The organism is Chitinophaga skermanii (genome assembly GCF_003259335.1).
Classification (GTDB): Bacteria; Bacteroidota; Bacteroidia; order Chitinophagales; family Chitinophagaceae; genus Chitinophaga; species Chitinophaga skermanii.
Map to the genome: position 1 here is coordinate 99,664 of NZ_QLLL01000003.1, position 22,494 is coordinate 122,157.

Sequence of the window (22,494 nt, forward strand, 5' to 3'; positions counted from 1 at the left end):
CCGGGAACGATTGCGTGTAAGCTTTATTGGGGGCTTGTTTGGTGTGTATATTGTACATGATGTAAATAGCGGCGCAGTACAATGTAGATTTGGTTAACATGTTTTAAGCCGTAAATGCTTTATTTTTATAAATATAGTTTACACATCCGCGTTTCTACATTTTCCGTATGTGTTACATGTTCACATTTTATAAACCATGCTTATGAAAATTGTTTGTCTACTCGTCTTCTCTTCAGTAATACTTTTATCTTGCGCTACTACGCAACGTACAGATCTGTACTTTGGCCGAAACATCCCAACAGGAGGACAAGTAAGTAACGAGCAATGGCAACATTTTAGCGATAGTATTATCACGCACTTCTTCCCGGAAGGCTACACAGAATCCGATGCTGTAGGTAAATGGCAAGACACTAAAACACAAGTAACCATTGCTGAACCAACGAAGGTAGTTACATTCGTAGGCGCCAAATCAGCGAAGCGCAACAAGGCGCTCGACTCAATTGCAACTGCTTACATGAAAATGTTTGCACAACAAGCAGTATTACGCGTAAATGCAAAAATTACAATGAAGTTTGTGTCCCAGTAGTGGCAGGTGGTGGTAATAATTTCAAACTGTCTAAACCCGCTTGAATACCTTGTCCACTCGTATAGAAGAATTGGGGTCCTGCTAACAAAGTAATTGTTTTTACACTCGGCTTTGGCGACATGCCCATGTGATGTAAATATTGCTGTGTTCGATATGCCATCACGCTACCTACCGCTATGTTTTTCGCAACCGCTTCGGTAGGCGAATCAATACCGGCATCTTTCACATCACTGGCAATACTCACTTCTTGCAAACCTAACCTACATGCCTCGCGAACGGCAGTAATACCAACACTATACATTTTTTCTGCATCGAAGTATTCCCTGTCACCCAAACCAACAAGAAGCAAGTATTTAGCAGGAATGGTATTAGGCGGCGGAATAAGTAGTAAGGTTTCATTTTGATGTCCTAAGAATTGCTTGCTTTTCCTGATATGGGTAATGAAGTGATGAAGAGATTGATCGAGGTGAACCATCCCATTTTCACCTTCTGGCAAAGCGGGAGGGGAATAAATATCACTAGGAGTATATTCAAACAAGCAAGCCACTTGTAATGTAGTACTATTAGAAGCGGGGCTTTCAACAACACCTTCAATTCGTAAACCGTTAATCGTTCCCCAAAGAATACGGTCGCCAGGTTTGGCTACTTTTTGCGCGGTAAGTACAGATAGGTAACATACGAGGAGTAGACTACAACAAAAGGTTTTCATGGTGTTTTTGTTTGGGTAAACAAAAAAGGCAAGCATTTATCATGCTTGCCCAATATCTAAACGTATAATTTTACCGGTGGGGTGTAGGGTGAACTTGAAATATGTATTGAAGTTACCCCAAGTATCGCTATGAAAATGACCATAAACTTCCAGCCCATCATCACTTACATCATCAATCCGAGTAAACTTTTCATGGCCAATGGCTTTGTCGAAAAAGGTGTGGAAGTTCACTTCCCTGCCATCATCGAATAATATAGCATCTTCACTGAAAAGTGCGAACCATTGGGTTTTATCACCGGCCTGCAAGGCTTTAATGGCTTGCGCTACAACGGGATTTTTGAGTAAGTCGTACTGCATGGGTATTTAACAATTGTTTCCCATACTTAGTTTAAACTATGCCATACCCCCGTTAACTCCTATGTTCTGTGCATTGATCCATTTGGCATCATCGCTTGCTAAAAAACGTACAACTTTGGCAATGTCATTCGGTTCGCCAATCCGGTTGAAGGCCGATAACGATGCTAATCGTTGAATTGTTTCTTCAGATTTACCATTCGTAAATAACTCCGTATTAGTAGGGCCCGGTGATACAGAATTTACATTAATTCCCCTTGCACCTACTTCCTTCGAGAAAACCCGGGTAAGCTGTTCTACTGCTGCTTTGGTAGCCACGTATGTGCCGTAAGTAGGCAACATAATCCTGTTTACAGAGGTTGAAAAATTAATGACAGTTCCATTATCTGCTAAACGCGTAGCGGCTTCTCGCATGGTATTAAAAGTACCACGCACGTTAATATTGAAGATGCGATCGAAGTCTTCATCAGTGGTATCTTTAATCAATTTGTTGATCATAATACCGGCATTATTAACCAATACATCTACTTTGCCATAATGAGCAATGGCTGTATCAAAGAGGTTTTTAACTTGTTCTGTAGAACTTACATCTGCTTTTAATGCAATGGCTTCGCCTCCTTGGGCTTGAATGTGTGCCACGGTTTTGTCGGCTTCCACTTGGTTGCCGGCAAAGTTCACAACAATCTTCGCACCTGCACTCGCTAATTCCTCTGCTATTTTTGCACCAATACCCCGGGAAGCACCCGTTACTATAATTACTTTACCAGTAAGTCGTTGTTCCATATTCGTTGTTTTGTACCACAAATCTCGTACTTGCCCAAATGGAAAAATTGCAAGTTTCAAAGAACTGCTTGCAATTTTCTAATATCAATACCTAGTATAACCGTTGGATAACGGAATGGTTGACTATTCCTCGTTGTCACTGAACGTTAGATCCAGCTTTTCTTCCTCTATATCCAAGAGTGTTTGGAATTTCCGGATAATATGTTCTTCAAATTCTGCTTTACGGTTTAAATGCAATAATAACTGCCGTTGTTCATTAATCAATCCTAAATACACCTCCTGGAAGTTGCAATACAATGTATGCGCTGTATTTCCTTCTTCGCACACTTCCTGTAATTCCCCTAACAGCCGCGTATCCATGGATAATTGCTTTTCTAGGTTCTGTAACAATTCATTCTTTGCAATATCTTCTGCATGCTCTTCTTTCAATCGTTTCAAGGCTACATGCGCCATTTTCTTCTGTACAATAATTTCTTGCTGCTCGGTTGATAAAGTATAATCCCTTTCTTCCATTTTCAACCAACGCACTAATGAAGGTAGGGTAAGCCCTTGTACAACCAAAGTAACAAGGATGACCACGAAAGTGATAAAGATGATTAAACTTCTTTGCGGAAAGGCATCGTTATTGGGTAACAGTAGGGGAATGGAAAGAGCGGCAGCTAGGGATACTACACCCCGCATACCCGTCCAACCAAATAAAACCGGTCCGCGCCAGCCGGGTTTACTGTCGGCAGTAGTAATGTACCGGCTGATAAATACCGTAAATACCGAAGCACCCAACGTACTTAACATCCTAAATACGATCAACGCCAAAGAAATAATCAATCCATATACAATAGCATCTCCAATACTCGTGTCTCCCAACTGCTTCACTATAAACGGCATTTCTAACCCAATTAGCATAAAAACCACGCCATTCAATACAAACCCAATGGTCTCCCATACATTCACGCCTTGAATACGACTGCGATAATCCAAGAATTGATGACGCCGCGTTGCTAAAAATAATCCACCACTCACCACGGCTAATACACCCGATGTATGGAAATGCTCGGCCACGATATACATGAGGTAAGGTGCTACAAACGTTAACACAATATCAACTTGCGGCGTAGTAGGCATCCAACGATGAATAGCGTAAAATATGAGGGCAATGGCTAAGCCAATCAATACCCCGAATATGATGACCACGAAGAAGCTTACAATGGCTTCTTGCCATACAAATTCCCCCGTTTTTACAGCATCTAATGCAAACTTAAAGATGATTAAACTCGCCGCGTCATTTAATAAGCTTTCTCCTTCCAAAATTGAAATCATCCGTCGAGGTACCTTCACGGTTTTTAAGATGGAAGATGCCGATACGGCATCAGGCGGAGAAACGATGCCGCCTAACAGGAAACCCAATGCCAATGTAAACCCGGGGATTAATTGATATGCTAATAATCCAACGGCCCCCGCCGTAAATATGACAATAATAAATGCAAAACTCATGATCACACGGCGCCATTTCCAAAAGTCTTTCCACGAAGTTTGCCATGCTGCTTCATAGAGTAGGGGTGGTAGAAAAATTACGAAGATGAGTTCCGGGTCGATGGTGATTTCCGGTAAACCTTTCACAAATCCCAATAATAAGCCACCAATTACCAATACGATAGGGTAGCTAACATGGATCTTCCGTGCGAACATCACTAAAAAAAGAATAACTAGGACCAATGATGCCCAAAGCAATAGGGTTGCGTGCATGAAAACAAGTTGATTAAGAAGAAAATAAGTGTTGCCGTAAATTTAAAACATTATCGGATAGCGTTCATATGGATTTGTTAAACATTTAATGTACTTTCAACCATTATTCGTCCAGTAGCTGATAGTAATTGTAACCTAATAATGATCCGGTTTTTCTTGTTCTGTATTTGTCTTTTCCCGCAAATACTCTATGCCAATAATGGCTTTTCGTTCCGTTATGTTGATATGCCACTTGCACTACGCGATGGGAATATCAAGCGAACTGTGGCCGACCGTAAAGGTATTTTATGGTTTTCTACCAGCGACGGCCTCAATAGGTACGATGGTAACCATGTATTACATTTCGATCTCGTAAGCAAACCCAATATCGTTAATAACAACATCACCACGCTATTCCCAGGTAAAGACGATGTATTATGGGTAGGCACCACCAACGGCATCACAAAGTTCGACCTCCGCAGCTGGACTACCCAGCATTTTCTATTACCTGATCAAAATGGGAATGCCCGCCGCCTCTTTGTACGTGATATTTGTGAAGATCCCAAAGGAAGAGTCTATATCTGTACCGATGATGCCATGATATATACGATAGAAAAAGGAGAACTGAAGTTGGTGATGGATCTTAGTAAAGTGCAAACACCCTCGAAAGGACAAGCATCTCTGAACGGCGTATTCATGCCATATCCCGGCGAACTATGGGCACTCTTACGTGGAAGATTATTACGCTTAAAAGGAGAAGGGTTAGACTATAAGGTAGAAGATTGGTACGAAATGCCCACTATTAAGGGGAATATAAGTCGCTCCGTTTATTTCTCGAATTCTGGCGATGTGCTCTTTTTTGCCGAGAAATCAGGTTTATATCACTTCCATATACCATCTGGCCACCTCGCTAAAGTTGGTACGGAGGCAGATTCCGGGGTGCATAAAAATCGCGATCATTTCATCCCCATCAACGATACACTGGTAGGTATTTTGGCTAACCGTGTAGGCGTTTACACTTACAACGTTAAAACCCGTCAACTCGGTCCTCTCATGGAGGATATAGCCGGTAATTTCGCCCGCAACCGTGTAATGACTACCTATTCTGCCGACGGCAAAACATACCTTACTTCTTCCAACGGTATTATGGTTATGGAAGCCTCTCGTTCTCCTTTCCGCAATATATTGGAACGAAGTATTAACGAAACCAATTTGCAAAGCATCCGTAGTATTTACCAAGTAAATGCGAATAAACTTTACTTAGGCTCTTACCGTGATGGGTTCTTACAATACAACCTCGAAACAAGTGAACGCACCATCATCATGAACAAATTCGTGTACTCGATGCTGCGTTGGGATGATAACCGCTTACTATTAGCCACCGAAGGTGATGGCTTACAATGGTTAGATACCCGCACGGATAAAGTCACGAAGCTGGCAATAGATACCACCCAAGCACTATATCAATCTGGTGCCTTGAACGATTTCACGGTAAGTCTTTGCCGCGAATCTGATAGCACAGTTTGGGTAGGTTCTTATTTCGGCGTTTGTTTGCTGAATGTATACACAGGCAAAGCTACGATCCCTTGGCAAAGTGCAGCTGGTAAACCACTTAATCGCAGCCGTGTATTCGATATTTATGCTTCAGGCAGGCTCAGGTTTTTCTCTTCCATGGAAGGAGCATTTGTATATGATACAGAAAATGGAAGGCTGGAGCAATTGCTAATGCATATGCCTGGCGGATATAGTATGCTCAGCATTTATTTCATCCGTAAAGTAGGGCAGGAGTATTGGTTAGGAACGAATGGACGGGGATTGTTAGTATTGAATGAAAGGCTTGAATTGATGCGTGAAAAGAATACGAGTAATGGCTTAGCAGGTAATGCTGCATTCTCCTTTAGCCAAGTAGGGGTCAATGTTTTTATAGGAACGAACCTAGGATTAACGGCCTTGAACCTACAAAACCAACGCGAAAAGAATTACTATACAATCGACCATTTACCCTCGAATGAATTCAATCATAGTGCTACTTTCACATATGGTAATATCGTGTATCTAGGTACCATTAATGGTATCACCTCGTTTAATGTAAATGATCTACAGCAATACCGCGCCAGTAAACAACAAACAAACTTTAGCTTCACTAGCTTTATCTTAGGCAACAGCCATGGTTTACAGCAGTTAGATAATTTACCCTACCAACCTTTACAACAATTGGAAGTACCCGCTGGTACCAGGTACTTTTCTATCCGTTTTGGAAGTATCGACGATGCCCTAGCACAACAAACCTTTTACTACCGTTTACACGAAACAGATTCATGGCAAGAAATAGGTCGCTACCGCGAAATTAGTTTTGCTGGAATTCAACCAGGGTATTACAACCTGCAAGTAGCCACCAGCCTTCCCGGTGAAAACATTTTTCATATCCTGGCAGCAATGCCACTACATATACTCCCGAACTTCTACGACACTTGGTGGTTCCGACTAGCCTGTGTACTATGTATCCCACTTATTGCTTTCCTCGTTTTCCGCTACCGCGTTAAGCAAATGAAGAAAGAACAAAAGCTGCGAACACAAATAGCCGGCGACCTCCACGACGAAGTCGGCAGTACACTCACGCGTATTTACTTCCAAGCCGATTTGTTCAGTATGCGTAGCAATGATAAAGCCTCGTTCCAACAAATAGCTTCCGCTAGTAAAGATGCGCTCGGGCTTATGAGCGACCTCGTATGGTCGATCGACGCTCGCTTCGATACTGCCCACGACCTAGTAGCCCGCTTACGCGACTACGTCACTAACTTACAAGATGAACTAGAAACAGACTGCACCCTAGAAATAGCAGGTAACTTTGAAAACCGTGAATTAAGTCAAGCTACGCGCCAGAACTTCTTCCTCATTTTCAAAGAAGCCATTAACAACGCCGCGCGGTATAGTACGGGGTGCCCGATTAAAATAACGCTACAATTCTGCGATCATATCCAATTAAGCGTACAAAACAACTACGATGCAACACATCAAAAAATGAAGAATTACCAAGGAGGCCAAGGCTTGCAATACATGCAAATCCGTGCCGCAAAAATGAAAGGCGACCTACGTGTAGATGCCAATGGTCAAGTATTCATCGTAAAATTATCAGCCCCTTTCTAAACACGATCCCCCTAAAAGGTGAGCGTAAAAAATAGAATTCAAACGCATCTTTGCATAATATGATTCAACTCGGTTTAATAGAAGATGATCCAGGCGTACGCCGCGCCCTTGCCGATTTTTTCAACGATCAACCCGGCTTTAAATGCATGTTGCATGCCGGCTCCGTTGATGAATTTTTGCAGCAATGGGAAGATGATACTGAACTCAATGTAGTGCTATCGGATATAGGCCTACCTGGGGTGTCAGGCATTAAAGGTATTCCCCTCATAAAACAACGAAGCCCTCGCTGCCAAGTGATGATGCTCACTGTTTACGACGATCCCGATAAAATTTTCCAAGCCCTCTGTGCAGGTGCTACCGGCTATTTATTGAAACAAACCCCGTTACTCAAAATCAAACGCGCCATCTTATCATTGCAAGAAGGGGATGCCCCCATGTCGCCCAGCATCGCCCGCAAAGTAGTGGCCTACTTTAACCCAAAAACCACCAACGACATCACCGAAAATATTACCCCCCGCGAAGCCCAAGTTCTCCAAGCGATCGAAGAAGGCCTCACCAATAAAGAGGTGGCCATTCGTTTAAATATCTCCCTAGAAACAGTCAAGTCCCACATTAAAAACATCTACCAAAAACTACAAGTAAACAGTCGCCACGCCCTTATCACGGGCAAGTATAAAAAGTAGCCCCCCAAAGTAGGGATTGAAAAACATGCGCTAATCCCGTTACTTTACACTCATTACCCCCAAACCTTATTATTGCCCATCCATTTAACCTAACAGGTTTGTTATGCGATGTGCTGATGGTATACCATCCTACTAACCCTATAACCTATCGTTATACTATAACTATTATGACCCACAGCCATATTCGTGTAAGACTTTAACCTGCGTGCAAACGCAGGTTTTTTTCATTGTAGTATCAACATGAACCACTCTATTTGAATACTTGCTAAATGTGTCATTCAAATACACGTTAAAACGGGTTCATTTTACTCGTAGTGAAGCGCTTTTCGCTTTTCTAATCGCTAATTGCTTTAGAGAGTAAAGAAAGTGACAATTTGAAAGAAATAAATTCGAATCACTACCATACCCCAAACAAAAGTTAATCAATACATTAAGCATGGCTAATCATGGATGAGCAAACCCGCTACAGTAAATATTATTTGCAAATTTCATAATATGTTAGTAGTATTGTAAAATATTTATATGCAACCAAAAAGGATAAGCAATAAATACCCCATGCAAGTGGACAGTAAAAAATTAACTAAAATCCTATAACCTATTTGATTATGATGCAATTACTCAATTCCTTCGTGTCAACATTACAACAGTTGTGGCCTAACCAATTCGGTATCGCAACACGTACCCAGTTGGTTCCGGTGCGTATGCGCAAATAATTCAATAGAATTTTTAAGCAGTAATCTTTATAAATTTTTGGCTGGTAACAGCCATTGGCTATTGTTTTTGCCTGGTTGAAACGGTGAAGGCAATAGTCTAATTGATTTTCCCCTAGTCTATGAAACGAAACGATATGCAGTATTGCAAAAACTTAGTGCGCATGATGTGTGGCTGTTTGCTCGGGACTTTCCTCTCGACGCAAGCAAATGCACAACATACGATCACACCGCCTGGTCAAATGACCATCAAGGGTGTGCTTCGCCAGGTCGTTTTGGATTCTATTCAGCAACATGCAGGTGAAAAGAAATTCTTAGCCGGTATAAAAACGTCGAACTACAATGGTTCGTTCATCAAAGGCCTAGAAGATTCCGCACAAGCCGATTTCTACCGCTTCATGTTATTGAATAGTGTGACGAAAGCTAACTCGAGAGTACCTGTACAAGCAGAAAACTATGTAGATCAAAGTCTCCGTAGATACTATGCCCTCAACAACTCCAATATGCCACGGAAAAGCCTGGAGCTAGCGCCAAGGTTTAAGAACGATGTGCACGCCTTTCAAATCGATCTCGCTACCGGCGATACATTGAGCATGAATTACGGCTTATGGCACCGCGTTCGATTCAACGATCAACTTACGATCAGTGGTATTCCTATCAACATCAATTACGCCAATCTCGGTGGCCAAGATCCTTACCGCAACGCATCAATGAATGCTGGGCTGATTAAGTTTTCCTTTGATCGTCAAGCTTATTTGAATAATGTAAATGAACAACTGAACCATACGTATAACCTCGAAAAATATTTCTTAGCAGATATCAATTACAGGGAAGCCTTACGCCAGTTTGTTGATGTACGTTTGCAAGGGATCCTACAGCAGCCGGAATTTGCGCCGCAAGCGAAACAGCTCCGCTCACTGCTTACTTACGAACAATTGTATTTCCTCGATAGTGTACAATTACACCACATGATTTTCTCACCCGGTTTGCTGAAAGGCTATTACTATGATGGTAAGAAAATGAACCCCGATTCGAAAGAAATGCAAGACGACGTGATCGTTACCAATAGCAACCTCATTCCTTACGCTACAAAAGAACGCTATTACACAGCTTTACTCGATCTTAAAAAATCTATCGGCACCAGCGCGCAAGTAGCTGCTATGCTCGCCGAATCGGATGCTACTCAAAACTACCTTCGCTTCTACGTAGAAAGCGATATCAATAAACCGAAACTCTCCCGCGAATTGTTGCCATTAAGCGGGGTACAAACATTCTTGCTCAATGTACATACATTAGAAGCCGGCAATATCGCCGTGTCTTCTTCTGCCGGTACTATGCAAGATGTATTTATCAGCGGCGTTTCGGGTAAATATGCTACCAGTAATACTTTCGTGCATATGGCTTTAGGCCGTAGGCAAGATATCGATTACCGCACTTTAGGCTTCCGCCAATCGATTCAACCGGGTACTTATGGTATGCAGTTCTTGCGTGTAGGTAGGGGAACAGGTAAAAAGGATTATGTGAGCTTATCGGTGATGAACGCCAATAGCAAGCAAAATAACAGGGGAGAATTTGCTACCACCAACATTCCACAGAATATCTTTATGGCCGGTGCACAAACGCAATGGTCGCTAGGGAAGGGTGGGATGTTGAATGCTGAGTTCACCAAGTCGAACTCCAACTTCGCATCACCTACATCATCGGCGAATGATCATAGTAATGTAACGAAAGCCGCGATGGGACGTTTCTTCGACGATTTCTGGATGACGTCCTCTTTCAACCTACGTTATACCGGTGAAATTTCCGGTGCCAATATTCAGCAAAGTGCCTATGTAGGATACAGCGGTATGGGGTATAACAATCCTGGTAACCCGTATGCTCGTAAAGGTATGACCATGTACGGTGGTAATGTTCGCAAATACTTCGATGGCAACAAAGGGATGGTAAGTGCGCGTGTTGATATTCGTAACATGGCCCAATCCGCGATCAACTCAGCCCGTTGGCAAAGTATTGGGGTGGGTGTGGATGCGAAATACAAATTCAGTCGCAAATACACTTTGGGTATGCGCTTGAACCAAACAACCTTAGAAGACCAACAACCAACACGCAATTCCACCTCCTTTGTAAACCGTAAGGCAAGTCTTACTTCACAATGGAATGGCAGGTTGGCAAGTAAGAGCTTCTCAAACTTCACTACGATCGGCATACAGCGTTTAGACTATATCACGCAATTGCACCCCATTGAAAGCGAGTTCTTGCAATTCAATACCACCCAAATTTTCATGGTAGGTAAGAAAGGCAATACCATCTCGGCCAACGTTTTCTATAACCGCGATATGCGCGATGCAGCTGTGTATGGCAACTTGCTAACAGCAGAAGCAGGGTATAATTATACTTTGTTGAAGAAATTGTTCTGCGGCACAGCATTCACTTACCTCGAAAACAAGGAAGTGGTGAAACAAATCGGTGTTCGCCAACATGTAGGCGTGCAAGTATTGAAACGTTGGAGCTTCCAAGCAAGCGTTGATCTACGCGATGACTTGGAAAATAGCCAAATGAACTACTTGTATGGCAACTTCAGAACAGAATTATCATTGCATTACTTGATGAAATAATACGCTATGCGTTTATATAAATACTTCTTAATCCTCTGCCTAGTTTGTGCTGCATCGCATGTACAAGCACAGTTCTCGTTCACCTTCATGCCCGAGATCCATGGTCGTTCTATGGATGGTTTAATGATGGTGAAAATTGGGAACCACACGCAAGAGAAGAAATTTGTGCAATTGGTGGTAACCGTACGTGAAGCAAAAGCAGGGCAAATTTTAACCGTGCGTACTGCGCCGTTTGAATTATATCCTGGTGTAACTTCGCCTTTACAAAGCAGCGTGTTTAACTCGAATGTATCCTTCGCGCAAAATAAGCTTGCCTCGATTGTACGCCAGTCGAACTATTTCCCGGAAGGTGATTACGAATATTGTTTTGCTTTAGAAGGAACGGGTACAAGTGGTGAACCGGGTACTTTGCAAGAATATTGCTTCGATTACCAATTGCAGCCATTAAGCCCGTTGATGTTGTTAGAGCCGTATGAAGATGAAACCGTGTGCACACCACGACCAGCATTATTTTGGCAACCCATGATGCCATCTATCCCTGGCTTACAATACAGGTTAGTATTGGTAGAAGTGAAACCCGGCCAGCAAAAAGCCGAAGCTATTCACTATAATATGGCCCTTGTAAACCAACCGAATATCCCATCCCCATTCTTATTCTATCCAGCTATTGCCCGCCCTTTAGAAAACGGCAAAACATACGCTTGGCAGGTAACAGCTTATAAGAATGATGTGATCCTAGGTACCTCTGAAATTTGGACTCTCAATGCCCAATGCGACGACCTAGCTGCCGACCAAAAGAATGAACCGGTATATAATAATATCCAAGTATTAGCCCAACGCGGCTATTTCGTTGCACACGGAAACGTTACCTTTATTATGGACGGCGTACCCCGTAGCGAAAACCTGGTATACAGCATTACCTGTCTTAATAAACCGAACCTAAACATGAAACGCTTACCGGCCGTTCCCCTAAACCCGGGCTTGAACTTGGTAAACATTGATGTAAAGGATCGACGCAGCTTCGTAGATGGCTATTTCTACCTATTAAAGGTCGAACTACCCACAAAAGAGACCAAAGAGATAAGATTCCTCTATAAGTCGAAATAATTAGCTAAAAAGGCCGTTTCTACCCAGAACGGCCTTTTTTCACTCCCTTATAAGGTAAATAGTGCCTGTTACGTCTTAAATGGTCCAATAGTACCTTCTAAATAGCTACCCAACCTATCAGCTTGATGGTATCGTATAGTACCCATATTGTACCCATTCCCTTCCTATAACTACTAGCTTACTTCCAAATGCTCTCCAAATAGCTTCCATGTAATTTCCATGTAAATTATAGGTATTTCCATGTAGTTTTCATGTAGTTCCATGTAATGAGTAGCTATTTACCCTATCTTTTGCCTATCCTAACCCTATCTCCAGCCTATCTAAACCCTATCTCCAGCCTATCTAAACCCTATCTCCAGCCTATCCTAAGCCTATCCCCCCATCGGTTAATATTTTGATTAATAGTTAGTTAGGCTAAAATGTGCTGGCAAGTCATGTTGGAAAGTATTAGCAGCCAATAGGTTACAAGGGTATTGCCGCAATCCGCCCGCTAATTGTCGTGTTTGCACACGGTGCTAGGCATGGTGATTGATTAATTTTATAGTGAACGGAAACCATTCTTTCACTATAAAATGAACTATCATGGCAACACAAACGAGTAAAGCCCTCGCGGATCAAATCAACAAGGCTTTCCAAGACCAAGATTGGGACTTTTTTAAAGAAACCTTGTCAGATGATTTTACATGGAAATTAATTGGGTATAAAACCGTCGGGCGCAAAGAGTTTTTCGATATGATGAAAGACATGCCACCGGAAAGCACGTTTACGCCCACTAATATCGTGATGAACGACGATTACATTGTTGTAGAAAGCGATGGCCCCATTGCAAAACTAAAAGATCGAGAACAGCAGCATTATTTCTGCGATATCTACAAAATTAAGGATGGCAAAATTATTCACATGACATCCTACATGGATACCGCTTTAATGCAAGAAGAAGATAAATGCAGGAGAGAAGCCCAGCAACCGGCTTAAATTATTCTAACCCAAAACCCCGGTCATCCCCGGGGTTTTCTTTTTATTCCTTTATAAGAAAAACCTACATTGCGCAAAAAATCCGTGCAGCAGCCTACCACAATTAAGTCGTTCCCTCTCATCGTCACGCTTCAAATGGAACCCAGCGCGCAAGCCTACTTCGACGATCTCCGCACGACCCATTTTCCTAAACATGCCAACTACTTGAAAGCACATATCACCCTATTCCATAAACTCCCTTCCAATAACCCACGTATCGACAATACCCTGCAACAATTGGCACAACGACCACCATTCGAACTACTCGCCGATAAAGTGTATAGCTTCGGGCAAGGTGTTGCTTTTCATCTACAATCTTTGGAACTACAGCAACTACATGTGGCGATGCAAGCAAGTTGGAGCGACCTACTTATCCGGCAAGATCAACAAACAATCATTCCGCATATCACCATTCAAAATAAAGTCACCAACTTCAAAGCCACGCAACTAAAAGATGCTTTGCTGGCCGATTTTACACCATTTAATGTAAAAGTAATTGGCTTTCAAACTTGGTATTATAAAGGTGGGCCTTGGAAGCAAAAAGCCGATTTTAACTTTTCATTGTAAAAGCCGCGGCACGATTCTTTCACTATACTTCATAACATTTCATCATTAAAACTGATTGTTATGAAACCAAATAATGCACCGCATCAACAGCCATCGAAAACTACGGCCACGCATAATAACCGCCCGGAAATTCGTGATAACTTGGATAGTCGTAAAAACGAAGAACAAGATATCAAGGGCGGTGATATGACACATAACAAGAAAGAACACCGTAGTGAACCGGCTAAAAAGAAATAAGCGGATAAAAATCATGTGGAAGTTTGAGGATTGTATTCCACAAACCAAAGGCCTCTCTAAATCGTTTTAGAGAGGCCTTTACAATTATGTACTTGTAAGTATTGTGCGGCTACAATACTGGGTAAAATTGTCTAAAAATCTGTTGCTAGTGTATATGCCTTATGTTCCTCCAAAGCTGCCATTACACTGTTGGCTTTATTGGTTGCCATGCCATAAGCATCTGAACCTAAAAACAAATGCAATGGAATATGCTGGCTGTTTGATACGGCTATCAGTACGTTGGCTGCTTTGCTTGGATCACCTGGTTGATTGCCATTGATATCATGTTGGTGCATGGTTTCTGATGCGCGAACAGTAGTATACGCAGCAATAGGATTCGCAGGAAGCGACATAGAGGTAGATGCTAAGAAGTTAGTGCGGAAGTAACCTGGGTAAACGATTGTTGCGCTAATGCCAAATTCTTTTACTTCCATTGCTAACGATTCTGTAAAGCCCGCCATGGCAAACTTGGTAGCACAATAAATACCCCAACCGGCAAACTCGCCTGTATAAGCGCCAATAGATGCAATGTTGTAAATCTGTCCATGCCCATTCGCCCGCATATGTGGTAAAAGATGGCGAATAACATGTAAGGCACCAAATACATTCACATCAAAGTTGCGTTGCACTTCCGCGGCACTTAATTCTTCTAAGGTGCCCACTTGACCATACCCCGCGTTGTTTACTAACACATCAATCGTACCGAAAGTAGCAATACCTTTTTCAATTGCAGCTTGCACACTTTCTTCATTTGTAATTTGCATTTCCAAGGGAAGGAAAGCGGCTTGGGGATCGATTTTAGCTTGTAGAGAGCCGATGTTGCGAGAGGTGGCAATTACGTTGTAACCTGCACTTAATAAGGATTGTGCTAATATCAAACCTATACCTTGCGAAGCACCTGTAATAAACCATGTTTTGTTTTTCATCTTGTAGTATGTTTTTTGACACTACAAAATTACATCGCCTCATCGCCTCCCTTTATGCGCTAAAAACACTAAAAATTGCGAATATCAATCAGCGGTAGTTTTCTCGCCCCTTTTGTTGATATAAAAGTAAGTGCCATCCTTTCTTACAGCGGCTGTACCATTGAAAGTAAAGTCATTCGCTTCCTCGTATATACATGGAATCACGGTTTGACCTTGTTTATTAATAAACCCTATTTTACCATCTTTCTTCACCAAGGCCAAACCATACGCAAAGTTGTTCATCGCTTCATAGGTAGCTTCAACCAGGTATGTACCTTTTGTATTAATCATACCCATTTTGTTGTTCTTCAACACACGGGCGAAGCCTTCTACAAAGCCATCTACATCGTCAAATTCGGCCGTAAATACTTTTGCTTGTTGTTTGTTAATGAAGTAAGCTTTTGTGCCAAGTTTTACACCGGCTATGCCATGTACAAATCCTGTAGCATATGTGTATTGGGGTTGAATCACAAATTCGTTCTTCATATTGATAAAGCCCACTTTGCCATCTTGCTTAACAGCTGCCAAGCCTTCTGAAAAATTTTCGCCACGCTGGTAGGTAGGTGCAATGAATTCTATACCTGTCGAATCCATATAACCTACCATGTCATTACGGTTGAATGACATAACGCCTTGTTCATTCGGTGCAGATATACTGGTATAATTGAGTGGTGTTGTTCGTTTGTCGGTTACACGGTGAATACCCACTTTTTTATCTTTCTTGAAGCCATACAATTTCGACGTTAATTGTACTACTACCTCGTATTCTGCCGGTAAAATAAGGCCTTGCGTAGCATGGAATAACCCTTTTAATTCGCCTCGCTCCGTAATGGAATAATTGTCTTTCGAACTGCCAATATCATCATACAACATATCTAGTACTACTTGACCGGTTTGATCGATGTAACCATATTTGTCATTTTTCTTAGCAGCTGCTAAACCTACATTGTTGAAATCGCCGATATAAGAATATTCAAGAGGGGTGATTTCTATGCCCGATTTATTCATTAAACCAAATTTACCGTTTCGTTTAACCGACCAAATGAAGTTTCTTTTATACTCTATGTTATCGTATTTACAAGGTACCAACAATTTACCGTTGCGATCAATCAGCCCCATAAGGCCATTGTTAACCACTTTGCCGTAGCCATCTCTCAGGGGGGTAGCATTGTCGTACGTGATAGGAATCACTTCCTCTCCCTGCAAGTTTACATAGCCCCATTTTCCGTTCTTGGAAACAGTCGCCAATCCTTCAGAAAAGGAACTTACATTATCGTAGCGGAACGGGATAACGGTTTCATTCTTCAAATTCACGAAGCCATACTTTTTATCTTTCCCTACACCCACAATACCATTTTGAATACCACTCACGTAATCATATTCAATGGGGACCACAACTTGCCCTTTCTTATCTATGTGCCCCCATTTATTATTCAATTTTACAGGTGCATAACCATTGGTGAACACGTAAGCACGTTCGTATTTACATGGAATGACTTCGCCCAGCTTCTTATCAACAAACCCGTATTTACCGTCACGTTTTACAATGGCCAAATCTTCGTTCCAGAAATAGAAGGTATCGTCGTACTGGGGTGGAATGAGTTCTTTACCTTGCGAACTGTACATACCATACTTCCCGTTTTTCTTTACCACAATTACGCCTTCGCGGTAAGCAGGTAGATCGTCGAAAATAAGGGGTATAATCACCTTGCCTTGCATGTCGGCAAAGCCATATTTATTGTTTAATGATACAGGTACAAAACCTTCCCTGTCATCGTATATGGCATCGAATTGATCGAATTGTTGCTGTGCTTGGGATTGAAAAGCAGCACAGGTAAGTAGTAAGGCAAAGGAAATTTTCTTCAGCATAAGGTGTATTAAGTAAGCGGCAAAAGTAGGTTGATAGCGGGGGAGAAGCAATACCCAAATCTAGGTATCGTTATATACGAACTATTTTTATATGACCTTTTTGTTAATTTTTTTTGTCCCCACGATCGTACTTCTTTCTTTCTCAAGCGTATCAATAGCATAGAATGTAGTATTTTCCAAGAAAATAGTAGGGACATGGAGGTAGTATTAGCACGTTGGGAACCGGCTTTCAAAGCAGCTTTGGTAGAAAATGCCAATAACCCGCAGATCGCAAAGAACATGACGAATCAATTTCCACATCCTTTCACGGGGGAGGTAGCGGATAAATTTATTGCACATTACGGCAGCATGGAACCTGCCCGCATATTTGCTATTTTGGTGAACGGTACACCGGTTGGCGCTATTGGTATTCACCCGAAAGAGGATATTGAAGCCAAAAATGCAGAACTGGGATATTGGTTAGGTGAAGCGCATTGGGGGAAGGGAATCATGACGGCCGCTATTCGCTTAATGGTGGAGTATGGGTTTGCTACATTCGAAATTAACCGTGTATTTGCGCGGCCTTTTGGTTCGAACATAAGTTCGCAGAAGGCCTTGGAAAGAGCCGGTTTTTTATTAGAAGCGCGCCTAAAAGGTACGTTTTATAAGAATGATCAATACGAAGATGAATTGATATACGCTATTCGTCGCACGTAGCATATGCCACAAACAGACTAAACACTAATCGCGTTTCCAGCAAGCGCAGTTAAACTTTCGAGATGAATAACAGGAGAGATTTTTTAAAGAAAGCCGCGATGTTGTCCGGCGGTGCAGGCCTGGTGAATGTCATTCCCGCATCTATTCAACGCGCGATGGCTATTAACCCGGCACCGGGTTCTAACTTTTTAGATGCTGAGCACGTGGTTTTCCTCATGCAAGAGAACCGCTCATTCGATCATACTTTTGGTACCTTGAAAGGGGTACGTGGCTTTAATGATCCGCGTGCCATCACTTTACCAAATAAAAACCTAGCCTGGTTACAAACCGATCATAACGGCGATACCTATGCACCGTACCGCCTAAATATCAAAGACACGAAAGCGACTTGGATGAGCGCCCTGCCACATGGCTGGAGCGATCAAGCCGACGCACGTAATAATGGTAAATACGATGGTTGGTTGATTCATAAACAATCGCCTGTACGTGCTTACAAGCATTTACCTTTAACGATGGGCTACTACGATAGGAACGATATTCCTTTCTACTACGCCCTCGCCGATGCCTTCACCGTGTGCGATCATAACTTCTGTTCTTCCCTCACAGGTACCACACCTAACCGCTTACACTTCTGGACAGGCACCATCCGTGGTAAACAAAGCACGGAAGCCCGCGCTAACGTGTGGAACGACGATGTGGATTATAATAACTGGGCAGATTGGAAAACCTTCCCTGAAGTGTTAGAAGATCATGGTGTGAACTGGCGGATTTACCAGAATGAATTAAGTGTAGGTTGCGGTTTGAACGATGAAGAAGATGCGTGGTTGGCAAACTTCACCGATAACCCTATCGAATGGTTTAGTGCCTTTAATGTACGCATGCACAAAGCGCACCGTGTACACGTAGCGAAAGCTATTCCTGTACTAAAGGAGAAGATTGCGGACTGGGAAAATACCTTGTCTAAAAATCCCAACGACGAGAAACTCGCCGACATGCTCAAAGATGCCCGCGAAACCTTGAAACAATACGAAGAAGAAATCAAAGTTTTCACAGAAGAAGCCTATCAAAAACTATCGGCCCGCGAGAAAAGTTTGCACGAACGCGCTTTCTCTACCAATACCGGCGATAAGGATTACCATTCTTTGGAAACACTTAACTATAAAGACGGTGATGAAGATAGAACCATCAACATCCCAAAAGGCGATTTGCTCTACCAATTCCGTAAAGATGTAAAAGCCGGTAAATTACCTACCGTATCATGGTTGGTACCCCCGGCTGCCTACTCCGATCACCCGGGTTCGCCTTGGTACGGCGCTTGGTATTTATCGGAAGTACTCGATATTCTCACCAAGAACCCGGAAGTATGGAAGAAAACAATCTTTATTCTTACCTACGATGAGAACGATGGTTACTTCGATCACTTATCGCCCTTCGTAGCTAACGATCCATCGAACCCGAAAAGCGGTAAATCTTCTGCCGGAATCGATACAGGATTGGAGTATGTTACAATGGCACAAGAAGAAAGAGATGGACGTTCGAAACGCCGTGCACGCCAATCGCCTATAGGTTTAGGTTACCGTGTACCCATGGTCATTGCTTCGCCATGGAGTAGAGGAGGCAAGGTAAATTCACAAGTGTTCGACCATACCTCTTCCCTGCAATTCTTAGAAAAGTGGTTGTCGCACAAATTGAAGAAAAACGTACATACCCCGAATATCAGCGATTGGAGAAGAACCATTTGCGGCGATTTATCGAGCGTATTCACCCCGTATAACACCTCGGTGCCTGCATTGCCTTTCCACGAGAAAGATGCCATGATTGAGCAGATCTACAACGCTAAATTTAAAGCATTGCCGGCCGGCCAACGTAAACTCAGCGAAACGGAGATCGCCGCCATCAACAAAGCACCGCATTTACATCCTTTATTGCCACAGCAAGAAAAAGGGATTAAACCGGCTAATGCCATCCCGTACGAATTGTATGCTGAAGCAAACATGGAGAATGGGCAACTAAACATGCAGTTAACAGCCGCCAATAAAGCCTTTGGAAAAGCCTCGGTAGGTGCGCCGTTCAGCGTATATACACCTGGTAAATATGAAGGGGAAGTATGTGCTTTACGCTCTTACACCGTAAAAGCCGGTGATACTTTGCAAGATACTTGGGAGGTGAAATCGTTCGAAAATAATAATTACTTGGTAAGGGTATACGGGCCGAATGGGTTCTTCCGCCAGTTCCAAGGCAATCAAAACGACCCCTCTTTACAGGTAGCCTTGCAATACCAAGCCGCTAGAACCGGGAAGCACCGCTTAACGGGGAATGTAGAGTTGGTGATTGAAAACAAAGGCGCGCAAGCTCAAACCATTGTGATAACGGATAATGCTTACAAGAACACCGGCGTAGCTCGCACAGTAGAAGCAGGTGCGCGTGTTGTGGTGTTGCTGAATTTGGAGAAAAGCAAACATTGGTACGATTTTACCGTGAAAGTAAATGGTGCTGCTGTTTACGAGAAACGCTATGCTGGGCACGTTGAAGTAATGGCCGAAAGCTTTACCGATCCTTATATGGGTGGGATAGTTTAATCATACTTTTTATTTATTCAACGCGCAGGTGCTATGTTTAGGACCTGCGCGTTGTCATTTTGGAACATCTTATCTTGTGGTTTGGAAAACCCGGTAGAAGCATGTATTTTGGGCTTAAGAGAAAAAACAACCCTATTAGCTAATATTTGCAGAGAACCTTTTAAACCCATGTTATGAGATTACGCCCGCTATTGTATTGCTTGCTAGCGCTAGCAACATTTTCAGCCTGTAAGAAATCCAATAAGAAGCAAGACGAAGATTTTTCAAAGAACACGTATGAAGTGAAGTCGGTGAAGTTCATCGTCAACGCTTCCAGCAACTATTACGAAATGCAGTTATTGGAAAGAAGATTCACGTATTTGAATAATACAAGCCTGCAACAAGGTGGTACAGTAGAAGTAAGCCCACAATTAGAGCGTTCCTATTTTAATTATGAATTGGAAGAGATGGATACTATCGTGAACACGCAACAGTTATTTATACAGGTGCCTACCTACTATGATGAAAACGGTAGCTTCACGTATAGTAAACTCACTTGGGCCTTCGTTCCTAAAACACTTACTACACAGCCCGCTATTTTTACAGTCAATGAAAAATACATCGTTCCTTCTATGTCGAAACTAACGATGGAAGTAAACGTAACGCATAGGCAAATCAATTTACCCTTTGAAGCTACATTGAAACATACTAGAACGGGTGTTACCAAAACCATAACAGGTACTTGGCAAGGCACCTTCCCGGTAGATGTGAAAACGAAATCTACTACAGAGAACTTGTAATTATATTGATAATATTTGCGAAAGCGCCTTCTACTATGCAGGAGGCGCTTTTTTGTTCCTAGGCTTTGGTAAGAAAATACAACGCTTATGTAACAAAAAGAGATTGAACGCTATCAAAAGCTTTCTTACCTTACGGAAACAATGATCTCTAAACCAATATCCTGCTTCATATGGGCTTATTCGATTTTCTAAAGAAGAAAAATGCTGCTCCCCAGCCAGCTACTATATCTGCCAATTCAACTATAGATCCTGCTATTGCGCAATTCGACGAACAAGTGTTCAATACTGTTGCCCGGTATATATGCAAACCCGGAGCGGTAATAGATCTCAAGCTAAAGAACCGTGAAACGAATGAAATCATGACTTTCGCCGCCGCTTACCCAGAACAATTCAACAATTGGAAAAAGGTAAAGTCGGGAGCCGATAAACGGGGAATTATATACGGAATACTAGATGAACAAATGGGTGGTCATTTAGCCCTATGGCAAGTAATGGAAAGATATAACGATGATCGCTATCCACAAGAAGCCCTGAAGATTGCCATCGAACATGCCGATGAAACAGCGGAACAACAAGCCGATTTTCACGCGGCATTTGCTAGGAGTTATTTCATCTTGCAAGAATTTGCCTTAGCAGAAAAACATTGCTTAATGGGCTTGGCGATCGATGCCGCGCATATAAGAACAAAACGTATCTATGCCGATGTACTCCACTGCACCAATATGCATGAACAAGCGCATGCACTCTATGAAGAAATATTATCCGCCAAACTGCCGAAGGATAAGGAAATGTCATTACCCATTCAGCATTTACTAGGTTTTGATGGCGACATTGTCAATTCTCCAGTATATGCTTTCTCGTGGTTAAGCAATTCGCCAAGCATGCCCCAAGAGATTTGGGATTGGGCGAATGATGAATTTTATTACAGCCCATACTTCCGATCACAACACGCTTATTGGTTATTAGATCGTGGTGAACATATGCCTGCTTTGGCGAAACTTTTCACCCTCGTGAAAGAAATGCCTTGGTGTAAAGAAGCAGCTACGAATTGCCTTAGTTTAATAGAACAATTGGGAATGAAAGATAATATGGTAGATGAACGGAAATGGCTCGAAGGCGTGGTAAAAGGCGTATAAAATAACTACATCATACTATAAATACAGTGCAAGCCCTCCAGCTTGCACTGTTTGTTTCTATACAACATTCATTTTTAGCAGTGAATTAGTATTAGTAAATATTGTAATTCGAATTATTACCCAAGCATGCTAAACCCTTTAGTTCGTCAATTACTTTTCCCAGTTCGTACAAAATATGCATTTTATGTCGTTATGAA

At 42.3% G+C, this 22,494-nt stretch carries 18 protein-coding genes; 12 read left to right on the top strand and 6 right to left on the bottom strand.

Going from position 1 to position 22,494, the window contains the following annotated elements; translation table 11 throughout:
- The first annotated feature begins 202 nt into the window (after nucleotides 1–202).
- Nucleotides 203–586 (top strand): DUF3574 domain-containing protein, encoded by a 384-nt coding sequence (locus LX64_RS08105; RefSeq protein ID WP_245952589.1) that lies wholly within the window; start codon nucleotides 203–205, stop codon nucleotides 584–586.
- Here the strand turns inward: LX64_RS08105 and LX64_RS08110 are convergent.
- The 4 genes from LX64_RS08110 to LX64_RS08125 form a co-directional block, all read right to left on the bottom strand.
- Nucleotides 561–1,295 carry a M17 family peptidase N-terminal domain-containing protein gene (locus LX64_RS08110; RefSeq protein WP_158538577.1) on the bottom strand — a complete coding sequence of 245 codons (735 nt, stop codon included), beginning with the start codon at nucleotides 1,293–1,295 and terminating at the stop codon, nucleotides 561–563. The two genes, LX64_RS08105 and LX64_RS08110, sit on opposite strands and share 26 nt — an antisense overlap.
- Before the next feature lie 39 nt (nucleotides 1,296–1,334).
- Nucleotides 1,335–1,652, bottom strand: a complete 318-nt coding sequence (locus LX64_RS08115; RefSeq protein WP_111597145.1) for a hypothetical protein — start codon at nucleotides 1,650–1,652, stop codon at nucleotides 1,335–1,337.
- A gap of 36 nt (nucleotides 1,653–1,688) precedes the next feature.
- Nucleotides 1,689–2,432 carry an SDR family oxidoreductase gene (locus LX64_RS08120; protein WP_111597146.1) on the bottom strand — a complete coding sequence of 248 codons (744 nt, stop codon included), beginning with the start codon at nucleotides 2,430–2,432 and terminating at the stop codon, nucleotides 1,689–1,691.
- A 123-nt stretch (nucleotides 2,433–2,555) separates the two neighbouring features.
- Entirely contained in the window at nucleotides 2,556–4,175 is a 1,620-nt protein-coding gene (locus LX64_RS08125) for a Na+/H+ antiporter (protein ID WP_111597147.1), read from the bottom strand.
- 141 nt (nucleotides 4,176–4,316) lie between these two features.
- Between LX64_RS08125 and LX64_RS08130 the strand changes: the two genes are divergently transcribed.
- From LX64_RS08130 to LX64_RS26130, 7 genes are all read left to right on the top strand, one after another.
- Nucleotides 4,317–7,301 (top strand): two-component regulator propeller domain-containing protein, encoded by a 2,985-nt coding sequence (locus LX64_RS08130; protein ID WP_111597148.1) that lies wholly within the window; start codon nucleotides 4,317–4,319, stop codon nucleotides 7,299–7,301.
- A 59-nt stretch (nucleotides 7,302–7,360) separates the two neighbouring features.
- Nucleotides 7,361–7,984, top strand: a complete 624-nt coding sequence (locus LX64_RS08135) for a response regulator transcription factor (RefSeq protein WP_111597149.1) — start codon at nucleotides 7,361–7,363, stop codon at nucleotides 7,982–7,984.
- A gap of 847 nt (nucleotides 7,985–8,831) precedes the next feature.
- Nucleotides 8,832–11,309 carry a TonB-dependent receptor gene (locus LX64_RS08140; protein ID WP_148707243.1) on the top strand — a complete coding sequence of 826 codons (2,478 nt, stop codon included), beginning with the start codon at nucleotides 8,832–8,834 and terminating at the stop codon, nucleotides 11,307–11,309.
- 6 nt (nucleotides 11,310–11,315) lie between these two features.
- Entirely contained in the window at nucleotides 11,316–12,416 is a 1,101-nt protein-coding gene (locus LX64_RS08145; RefSeq protein WP_111597151.1) for a hypothetical protein, read from the top strand.
- A gap of 582 nt (nucleotides 12,417–12,998) precedes the next feature.
- Nucleotides 12,999–13,391, top strand: coding sequence for a nuclear transport factor 2 family protein (locus tag LX64_RS08150; protein WP_111597152.1), 393 nt, complete (start codon nucleotides 12,999–13,001; stop codon nucleotides 13,389–13,391).
- A gap of 69 nt (nucleotides 13,392–13,460) precedes the next feature.
- Entirely contained in the window at nucleotides 13,461–13,997 is a 537-nt protein-coding gene (locus LX64_RS08155; RefSeq protein WP_111597153.1) for a 2'-5' RNA ligase family protein, read from the top strand.
- Nucleotides 13,998–14,057: 60 nt separating this feature from the next.
- Entirely contained in the window at nucleotides 14,058–14,234 is a 177-nt protein-coding gene (locus LX64_RS26130; RefSeq protein WP_170132812.1) for a hypothetical protein, read from the top strand.
- Nucleotides 14,235–14,365: 131 nt separating this feature from the next.
- On the opposite strand, the gene LX64_RS08160 is transcribed toward LX64_RS26130, so the two are convergent.
- Nucleotides 14,366–15,199: an SDR family oxidoreductase gene (locus LX64_RS08160; protein ID WP_111597154.1), complete on the bottom strand. Its 834-nt coding sequence runs from the start codon at nucleotides 15,197–15,199 to the stop codon at nucleotides 14,366–14,368.
- Nucleotides 15,200–15,283: 84 nt separating this feature from the next.
- On the bottom strand, nucleotides 15,284–17,107 hold the full coding sequence (locus LX64_RS08165; RefSeq protein WP_111597155.1) for a WG repeat-containing protein: 1,824 nt from the start codon (nucleotides 17,105–17,107) through the stop codon (nucleotides 15,284–15,286).
- A gap of 195 nt (nucleotides 17,108–17,302) precedes the next feature.
- Here LX64_RS08165 and LX64_RS08170 point away from each other — a divergent pair, with 195 nt between their 5' ends.
- From LX64_RS08170 to LX64_RS08185, 4 genes are all read left to right on the top strand, one after another.
- Nucleotides 17,303–17,803, top strand: a complete 501-nt coding sequence (locus LX64_RS08170) for a GNAT family N-acetyltransferase (RefSeq protein ID WP_111597156.1) — start codon at nucleotides 17,303–17,305, stop codon at nucleotides 17,801–17,803.
- A gap of 62 nt (nucleotides 17,804–17,865) precedes the next feature.
- Nucleotides 17,866–20,382 carry a phosphocholine-specific phospholipase C gene (locus LX64_RS08175; protein ID WP_111597157.1) on the top strand — a complete coding sequence of 839 codons (2,517 nt, stop codon included), beginning with the start codon at nucleotides 17,866–17,868 and terminating at the stop codon, nucleotides 20,380–20,382.
- A 173-nt stretch (nucleotides 20,383–20,555) separates the two neighbouring features.
- Nucleotides 20,556–21,161: a hypothetical protein gene (locus tag LX64_RS08180; RefSeq protein ID WP_111597158.1), complete on the top strand. Its 606-nt coding sequence runs from the start codon at nucleotides 20,556–20,558 to the stop codon at nucleotides 21,159–21,161.
- A gap of 170 nt (nucleotides 21,162–21,331) precedes the next feature.
- Nucleotides 21,332–22,297 (top strand): tetratricopeptide repeat protein, encoded by a 966-nt coding sequence (locus tag LX64_RS08185; RefSeq protein ID WP_111597159.1) that lies wholly within the window; start codon nucleotides 21,332–21,334, stop codon nucleotides 22,295–22,297.
- Nucleotides 22,298–22,494 lie beyond the last annotated feature (197 nt).

Excerpts from the sequence above, each read along its gene's own strand:
- LX64_RS08135 (WP_111597149.1), top strand. The coding sequence starts at position 7,361 with ATGATTCAACTCGGTTTAATAGAAGATGATCCAGGCGTACGCCGCGCC.
- LX64_RS08140 (WP_148707243.1), top strand. The coding sequence starts at position 8,832 with ATGCAGTATTGCAAAAACTTAGTGCGCATGATGTGTGGCTGTTTGCTC.
- LX64_RS08110 (WP_158538577.1), bottom strand. The coding sequence starts at position 1,295 with ATGAAAACCTTTTGTTGTAGTCTACTCCTCGTATGTTACCTATCTGTA.
- LX64_RS26130 (WP_170132812.1), top strand. The coding sequence starts at position 14,058 with ATGAAACCAAATAATGCACCGCATCAACAGCCATCGAAAACTACGGCC.
- LX64_RS08165 (WP_111597155.1), bottom strand. The coding sequence starts at position 17,107 with ATGCTGAAGAAAATTTCCTTTGCCTTACTACTTACCTGTGCTGCTTTT.
- LX64_RS08105 (WP_245952589.1), top strand. The coding sequence starts at position 203 with ATGAAAATTGTTTGTCTACTCGTCTTCTCTTCAGTAATACTTTTATCT.
- LX64_RS08120 (WP_111597146.1), bottom strand. The coding sequence starts at position 2,432 with ATGGAACAACGACTTACTGGTAAAGTAATTATAGTAACGGGTGCTTCC.
- LX64_RS08125 (WP_111597147.1), bottom strand. The coding sequence starts at position 4,175 with ATGCACGCAACCCTATTGCTTTGGGCATCATTGGTCCTAGTTATTCTT.
- LX64_RS08185 (WP_111597159.1), top strand. The coding sequence starts at position 21,332 with ATGGGCTTATTCGATTTTCTAAAGAAGAAAAATGCTGCTCCCCAGCCA.
- LX64_RS08175 (WP_111597157.1), top strand. The coding sequence starts at position 17,866 with ATGAATAACAGGAGAGATTTTTTAAAGAAAGCCGCGATGTTGTCCGGC.
- LX64_RS08180 (WP_111597158.1), top strand. The coding sequence starts at position 20,556 with ATGAGATTACGCCCGCTATTGTATTGCTTGCTAGCGCTAGCAACATTT.
- LX64_RS08150 (WP_111597152.1), top strand. The coding sequence starts at position 12,999 with ATGGCAACACAAACGAGTAAAGCCCTCGCGGATCAAATCAACAAGGCT.
- LX64_RS08130 (WP_111597148.1), top strand. The coding sequence starts at position 4,317 with ATGATCCGGTTTTTCTTGTTCTGTATTTGTCTTTTCCCGCAAATACTC.
- LX64_RS08170 (WP_111597156.1), top strand. The coding sequence starts at position 17,303 with ATGGAGGTAGTATTAGCACGTTGGGAACCGGCTTTCAAAGCAGCTTTG.
- LX64_RS08115 (WP_111597145.1), bottom strand. The coding sequence starts at position 1,652 with ATGCAGTACGACTTACTCAAAAATCCCGTTGTAGCGCAAGCCATTAAA.
- LX64_RS08160 (WP_111597154.1), bottom strand. The coding sequence starts at position 15,199 with ATGAAAAACAAAACATGGTTTATTACAGGTGCTTCGCAAGGTATAGGT.
- LX64_RS08145 (WP_111597151.1), top strand. The coding sequence starts at position 11,316 with ATGCGTTTATATAAATACTTCTTAATCCTCTGCCTAGTTTGTGCTGCA.